At 63.9% G+C, this 7,048-nt stretch carries 7 protein-coding genes and 1 pseudogene; all 8 read right to left on the reverse strand.

Features of this window, described 5'->3' with window-relative positions; all coding sequences use genetic code 11:
- On the reverse strand, positions 1-448 hold a 448-nt coding region (locus tag EOA86_RS40305), incomplete at its 3' end, for a S8 family serine peptidase (protein ID WP_245497272.1).
- Positions 427-1,305, reverse strand: a complete 879-nt coding sequence (locus EOA86_RS15660) for a hypothetical protein (RefSeq protein WP_245497278.1) — start codon at positions 1,303-1,305, stop codon at positions 427-429. The genes EOA86_RS15660 and EOA86_RS40305, both read right to left, overlap by 22 nt.
- 17 nt (positions 1,306-1,322) lie before the next feature.
- Positions 1,323-2,307, reverse strand: a pseudogene (locus EOA86_RS15665) (ATP-binding protein).
- 356 nt (positions 2,308-2,663) lie between these two features.
- Positions 2,664-4,634: a relaxase/mobilization nuclease RlxS gene (gene rlxS / locus EOA86_RS15670; RefSeq protein ID WP_126038545.1), complete on the reverse strand. Its 1,971-nt coding sequence runs from the start codon at positions 4,632-4,634 to the stop codon at positions 2,664-2,666.
- 179 nt (positions 4,635-4,813) lie between these two features.
- Complete coding sequence (locus EOA86_RS15675) at positions 4,814-5,497, reverse strand: lytic transglycosylase domain-containing protein (RefSeq protein ID WP_024505647.1); 684 nt, start codon at positions 5,495-5,497, stop codon at positions 4,814-4,816.
- Positions 5,485-6,033 (reverse strand): S26 family signal peptidase, encoded by a 549-nt coding sequence (locus EOA86_RS15680; protein ID WP_029354919.1) that lies wholly within the window; start codon positions 6,031-6,033, stop codon positions 5,485-5,487. Before EOA86_RS15680 ends, EOA86_RS15675 begins: the two co-directional genes overlap by 13 nt.
- Positions 6,030-6,299: a helix-turn-helix domain-containing protein gene (locus tag EOA86_RS15685; protein ID WP_029354917.1), complete on the reverse strand. Its 270-nt coding sequence runs from the start codon at positions 6,297-6,299 to the stop codon at positions 6,030-6,032. Before EOA86_RS15685 ends, EOA86_RS15680 begins: the two co-directional genes overlap by 4 nt.
- A gap of 180 nt (positions 6,300-6,479) precedes the next feature.
- Complete coding sequence (locus tag EOA86_RS15690) at positions 6,480-6,803, reverse strand: DUF736 domain-containing protein (RefSeq protein ID WP_029354915.1); 324 nt, start codon at positions 6,801-6,803, stop codon at positions 6,480-6,482.
- Positions 6,804-7,048: the final 245 nt, after the last annotated feature.

Consider the following 7,048-nt stretch of genomic DNA (forward strand, 5'->3'; position numbering starts at 1 on the left):
GGAGGTCATCGCCGATGTTGCCGGCAGAGAGAACGATCAAGCGTCGCTGTTCCTCTTCGAAACAGAGTTGGTCGATAGCGGCAGACCACGATGTGGGCCTTCCACGCGCCGGACTGGCGCTTGTCACAGCCATTGCGATCGCGCGGCGGCGCTCCGGCGCCTGCACCTCGGCGCGGGCGATCGCTTCCGCGGTGATCGCGCCATAGAGTTCTGGATCGTTTGCCTCGTCTTCTGGCGGAAGGATACGAACACTCTCCAGCCGAAAGGGCAATGGAACTGGATCGCCTCCGACCAGGAGCGGGACCAGATCACCGTACAGGCCGACACCTGCCATTCGCGTCCCGTGGCCGCTCCACGCAGGTGTGTCGTCGCTGCCCCATGCCGGTTTGACGGTGTGCCAGTCTTCAACGGCAAGTGCGGGTTCGATCAACGGGTGGGTGCGACGCACGCCGCTGTCGAGAATGCAGACCGCAATATCGGTTGAGGCGGTCTGACGCGCCCGAGAAGCTCGTCGCTCCAGTCCCTTTGCTCCGCGCCGCCAAGGCCCATGAAGAAGGACGGCGTATCCTTCGCGCGCCGCAGCTCGGCGACGACATCGCTGTGCGCAATCATGCGGTCGAGCATTGCCGTGCTGGCGAGTGCCAGCATGACCACCCGCTCCGGAAACCTGACCGCATGCGTGCGCAAAGTGATGTTCAGGGCTTCGGCAATGTGCTCGAAGTTCTCGCGGCGACCGTCGCGCAGCCAGACTTCCCACCACACCTGCTCGTCAGCGGCCTGGGGGAAGAGGTCGTCGTGGTCGGTAAACAACGATCGTGCAGTCGCCAGCCTGACTGTCTCCATGCGGGAGACGAGCGGCTCGTTGCGCGGTCTGCCGCGGTCAGTGTCAACGTCTCGATACGCCTCGACTTTCCGCAAATAATAGGCTTGCGCGCTTTGCGGCAGGAACACCGACGCTGTGATGGGAGCACCGGGTTGAGTTGGCTCATGGACGGCGACCAGCTCCATGTGCTGGCGACGATCGGCCAACTGGTCGAGGGCCGCCCGTCCGGACATGGGCAGATCGATCTCGATATAAAAGCCAGGCGTGCCGACCGACAGCTGGGGGTCACGCGCCGCAATCTGCTGGCGTGCACTTTCGACCGCTTGTTCGATGGATTGCGTCAAGGCCGCAGCATGCGACGCCCGATCACGCGCCGGCAGCGGCGGTGCATGTATAAGTTGGTTGGGCCGCCGATAGGCTTCCCGAATGCCGTTGTTGCGAAGGTGGATATGGGCGCGGTCGCGCGGAAAATCGTCTGCCATTATGATCTGTGCTGTCGCTACTCAGACAGCGAAGCCTGCCGGCGTTCCTTCAGAGCGTCGATGAGCGCTTCCGAGGTGATCCGCCCCCCCCCGCAATATGATGGTTTTTGCAGCGTCGTCGGCCGCGCGGGTGATCTCGGCCTGCGACAGTCTCTCTGCCTGAGAGATCGCCTCGTTCCAGGCAAGCCCTCTGGTGTCGAAGCGGTCGAGTCGAGCCCGAAGCAGCGCCTCGATAATCGGCCGATCGGGCACGGCGTATTCGATGACATCGTCGAAACGGCGGAACAAAGCTCTGTCGAGCAGCTCGGGATGATTTGTTGCCGCAATAATCAGGCTGTGGCTGTCGTCTTGCTCGAGAAACTGCAGAAACGAATTCAGCACGCGCCGAATCTCGCCAACATCCTGGCGTTCGCCTCGACGCGCGCCGATGGCATCGAATTCGTCAAAGAAGTAGACGCCCCGCGTCGCCTGCATTGCATCAAAAACAAGCCGCAGCTTTCCGGCAGTCTCTCCCATGAACTTGGTGATCAAACCATCGAGGACGATCGTGAAAAGGGGCAGATGAAGCTCCCCGGCCAATGCCGATGCGGTCATCGTCTTGCCTGATCCTGGCGGGCCGACCAGAAGCAGTTTGCGACGGGGAACAAGCCCGTGCTCGCGCAAGCTTGCTTGTTGGCGCTGCTCTCCCAGCACGCGGTGCAGGCGCGAGCGCAGACTGTCCGGCAAAATCATGTCGGTCAGTCGCAGGTCCGGATAGCGCACATGCAGGAGCCCTGCGAGCTCGCCCTTTGGCTGAAAAAGGGGAACCGGCCGACTGCTCTTGGCAATCCGGGCGTCCCTGCTCTTGGCTGCGTCGACCAGATCCTTGAGCTCCTGAGCAAGCTTGCCATGGCCTTGACGTGCCTCATGCGCAGCAAGCTGCATCGCGATAGAGAGGAAACGATCCTCGTCGCCGGCAAAGTGGCTTTTAAGCAGCGTCACGATATGGCGGGCCGTGGTCATGGCTCTCTTCTGGGGTATCCGTTTACTTGGCGAAGCGCATGCAACCTAAACGCTTTCAACGGCGATTTGTATCGCGCAATGGTGTTTTTTCTCTTGTCGATGTTCGCCCGTGGCAACTTCAGCGGTGAACTGTTGCGCCGCGGTCATAGGCCAGCCGGAATAACGCCGGCCAGCAGACAACAGTCCGCATCTTCGAGCGCTCGAAGTCTGGCCACTCACGCAGCGTGTCGGGTCCGAACGCTCCAAAGCCGCCCCGCCTGGCAGGTCCATGCGACCGATTGCGGGCGTGCGGCCATAAGGTCTACGCGGGCTCGCATGGCTGCCCGCGCCGCTGGCTAAAAAAGCTGTACACCATCTCACGAAACACCAGGTCCGCTCCTTTGCCGGCCGACGGTCCATGAAATCCCCTCCCCACTCACGACACCGGAGACCTCCTTGCCCACATGGCGCTCAAGCACCGGCCGCCATGGCACCAGCGTGAACTCGCGCGACTTCTCAACGACGGCATATTTTCCGCTGGCAAGCTCGACGGAGCGGCGGAGCGTACCCTCTACTCGTCCTCCGGATCGCGCTTCGGCATAGGGCAGGCCAAGTTCCTCCGACAGTTGGCCAGCAACACGGTTCAGTTCTCGCTGGCGCAGGATCGAAAGCATGTTGGCTCGATAGACGATCCGATCCTGTTCTTCATGCGCGTGGCCTTGCGCGATCAGCCACTCCCGCCGGCGAGCTTGCGCCTCTCTCACGTCGCAGCCGAAGCCGGATCCGTGCAAAGGCTCGGGTCTATCGGCAACCAGCTCCCGGTCGAGCCAGGTGGCGCCGTTGAAGCTGACCTGTCGCTCCAGCGCCATTGAGGAGAGCTTGTCGACAACGAAAGGCTCGGCCCTGGCCCGCTGGCCCTCATAATTCGCGACGCGATCGAGATGGTCCGGCGCGATGAGCCAGGTGCCGTTCGGCTCTCGCTCAACGCCGCCGGTCGCGCGGCGGATCGCCTCCAGCCGCCGCACATGCGTTCGCGCAAAGCTCTCGGTGGCGGATGGGTCATGCTTCAGGTGGATATCGACGTCGTAACGGCCGCCATTCGCGGCGGCGATTTCGGCGATGGTACGATCGACCCGCCTCGGCTCGGTGTTCCTTGGCGCGACACGCACGATGCAGCCATTAGGCATCGTTTCCATCGCCTCGCCTCTACCGATGTCGATCCAATGGCTCTTACCGTCGACGGCGTCGACGATCATGTAGTGGCGGTCATTGATCTCGTCGGCCAGTCCACGCGCGACAACGCGACCGACGAGAGACTGGACGGGCTCGCCGGCTCGATCGTGGATCACCCAGTCGGCGGCACTGCGTGCAAGCCCCTTGCCGGCCAGTTCGCGGTGGATGGTCTTGATGATGTCGCCGCGTTCGCCGGTGCGGCGCAGCGTGGCTTCGAGCTCATCGTCGAGGCGCCAGGAGCCAGCGCCGACCTCCGCGGCCAGACCCATCCGCTCGAGCTTGCGCAGCCGTCCCTGGTGCAGCGTCTGGCGAATGGCGTCGGGACCGCCCGGCGAGACCAGCCCGTCATCATCACGCATGCTGAGCAGCCGACGGTCGATGCTGGTGAAGCGTTCCTGCTCCATTTCCCGGCGCAGGCGAAGCTCAATCTCGCGGTCGGTTCGCGGACCGAGATCGAGGCTGACCAGCTCGGCCGCCCGCTCGCGGATGCCAGATGAGATATATTCGCGCGCGATGACCAGGTTCTCGCCACGGTCGTCCCTGCCTCGGACGATGATGTGGCTGTGCGGGTGGCCGGTGTTGAAATGATCAACCGCGACCCAGTCGAGCTTCGTGCCGAGGTCTTCCTGCATCTGCGCCATGAGCCGCCGCGTCAGCGCCTTCAGGTCTTCATACTCGATGCCGTCTTCGGCAGCGACGATGAAGCGGAATTGGTGGCGGTCGCCGTCCGCGCGATCGATGAACGCCTTGCCGTCGACGCGGTCGCTGTCGGCGCCGTAGAGCTCGCCAGGCGCACCTTCTCGGGTGACGCCGTCGCGCTGAAGATAGCGTAGATGGGCACGCGCCCCGTCCGCGCCCTTGCCGGCGAGCTTGACGATCCGCGCCTTGACGATCACCCGGCGCTGGCGGAAGGCGGCATACCGGTCGCGCGATTTCAGCAGCGCCGCAGCCGCCCCGCCGCGCCCTGTCCGGCTGCCCGTGAAGCGACCGCCGGGCTGGGGCTGGCCGCCGGCTCGGTTGACGGCTGCCCGGACTTGACCGGCATAGCGTTTGCCTGCCTTCGAGCCGCGCGACCCGATTTTGCCGAGCTTCGGCCTGAACTCGTCATCCTTCATGCGAGCCTCCCAGACATATCAAGCAAAATCAGACACTTACACGTCCAACCCTCTTGGCACCGGCGGCAGCCTCCTGGAAAAACGATGTGCAGACAAAGATTTAACCGCCTCCTGGAGGCGGTACCTTTATCTTGCCTTACGCGCCCAGCCCCGCCAGACGCGCCCCCGTCCGCCCATGGCTAACGCACCGGCTCCTTCGGCTGCGCGCCGTCCTTGCCGAGCGGCACGAAGAGATCGCCGTTTCGCACGCCTGAGTGAACACCGTCATGAATGAAGAACAGCGACCGTCCGAGAGGAGCGATTTGCGCCTTTGGAGCGACAGATTGGCTTTCGAACGCCTCGATGTCGGCCGCCGAAACTCCGGCCGCCTTGAGTTGGTCGAGGTACTCGACGGTCTCTTCTGGCAGCGGTTTGCCACGCTTCAAATGCTCGTCGTAGCGCTCGGGACCGGCATTGTAGGCGCCAAACAGGCCAGGAAATCCGAAGCGGTCATACATGGCGCTGAGATAGGCCGTGCCGGCCAGGATATTGTCGCGCGGATCGTGGGGGTTAGGCCCAAGGCCGTGTTCGACCCGCATCTCCTCATAGGTGCCGGGCATCACCTGCATGAGGCCCATGGCGCCAGCGGGGGAGGTGATGGGGCGGCCGCCGCGCATTGTCTTGCCGCCGCTTTCGGCAGCCATGACGGCATAGATCCAGGCTTGGGGAATATGGAAGCGCCGGCTTGCTTCCGATACCAACGTCTGCCACTTTCGCAGCTGCGGACTTTGGGAGATGGCGACCGGCTCAGCGCCGGTCGAGGCGGAACAGGCGCATGGCGCAATGGCGATCATGCCCAACAAGAGGAGGGTCACTCGGTCCATAGCGGTACGAGCCTCCCGATGACATTTTGAGTGGGAACAGGCCCGAAATAGCGGCTGTCGAAGGAGCGGTTTTTGTCGCTGCCGAGCAGGAAAACCTCGTTATCCCCGAGCGCTCGGCAGCCGTTCCACCATGGCAAAGGTCGGCCTTCGGCGTCGATTTTGAGCCGGCGCGCGACGATGTCGCCGCCGATGATGATGGCGTCATTGAAGGCGCAGACATTATCGTCCGGCAGCGCTGCAAGACGTTTTGCCAGCGGCACATTGCGAGGCAGATAGCTGCGCTCGGCGGCGAGATACGCCGCGTATTCAGGCGGGCGCACGAGCACGAGATCGCCACGCGCCAGCGCTCCCGCAGCGATGCGGTAAAGGCCGATCGGCGCGCTGGCCGAGGCGTTCCAGACCAGCCAAGGGGTGGGCTTTCCCAGCGCCGTGAAGCCCAAAAGACCGAGACCGGCCGCGGCCAAGGCGACCGTCTTACGGGCTCGAACACGCCTCAGGCGGCTGCCGATCAGATGGATGGAAGGGCGCCGCCTCATGAACGGCCTCCCGTGCCGCCCTGGCCGGAACCGGCCTTGCCATCGCCGGCGGTGGAGTGCTGCGGGTGTCCTTTCGACCAATGGTCGAGTTCGTCGATGTGATAGCGGACATAGCGGCCGTGCTTGCGGAATTTCGGGCCGCCGCCCTTGAGCCGCATCTTTTCGAGCGTGCGCTGGGAGAGCCCGATATAGAAGGCGGCTTGGGCTGTGCTGAGAAACGGGCTGCCCTTTTTCGCGCGGGCCGCGCGTTCGTTTTCGTCGTCCATGATGATCCTCGTTTCGCTTCGGACAAGCGAGGGCGAGGATGGGCGAGGGAGATCGTCTCGGGGACGGGCGAAGAGTCGGGGGAGAGTTTTCGCCGCCCTTTAGGGCGGACGGGGTTTGGGTGGAACTCCTGGGAATGAGCCCCGCGCCGGGGCTGCGGCGCGAGGCTCTATCTCGGCCGGTCAGTCGGCCGGGTTCCAGATGATGGCGTAGGTGTCGTGATCGTCCTGGCCGGCGGCGCGGCCGAGATTGGCGTAGAGCTTGCGCGGTCCGAACTCCGGCGCTGCAATCGACAGGCTCACATAATCCTTGCCGGAAGTCTCGCCGGTGCGGATCCAGCCGGCGCCAACTTCGACTCCTTGCGTAAGCACCCGGAAGTCGGGATGGTTGTCGGCGCTCTTGGCCTGGTTGGGGACGATATCGATGTCGGCGCGGACGCTGAGCGTCTTGAGCTGGCCCTTGTAGGCGCCGTTTTCCTGCTTGTTGACGTAACCGATCGCGGTCATTTCGAAGTCTCCTTTTGTGGTTTCGCCGGGGACCATCCCCTGCGATGGCGCACCGTAATGGGCGCGTCAGGACCGCCTGAATCCGACAGGGCCGCAGCGACAGCGAAGGATCCGAGCGGGCAGCTTTTTTGTGAGCGAAGCGGCGCGAGGAAGCCGCCGCAGGCGGCGGGGAAAAAAGCTGATGGCGAGGGTTTCGGGCGGCCGGACCCGCCCATAGGTCGACAAGCCAGCCGCAGGGATGGTCC

Source organism: Mesorhizobium sp. M5C.F.Ca.IN.020.32.2.1, assembly GCF_004023105.1.
Classification (GTDB): Bacteria; Pseudomonadota; Alphaproteobacteria; order Rhizobiales; family Rhizobiaceae; genus Mesorhizobium; species Mesorhizobium wenxiniae.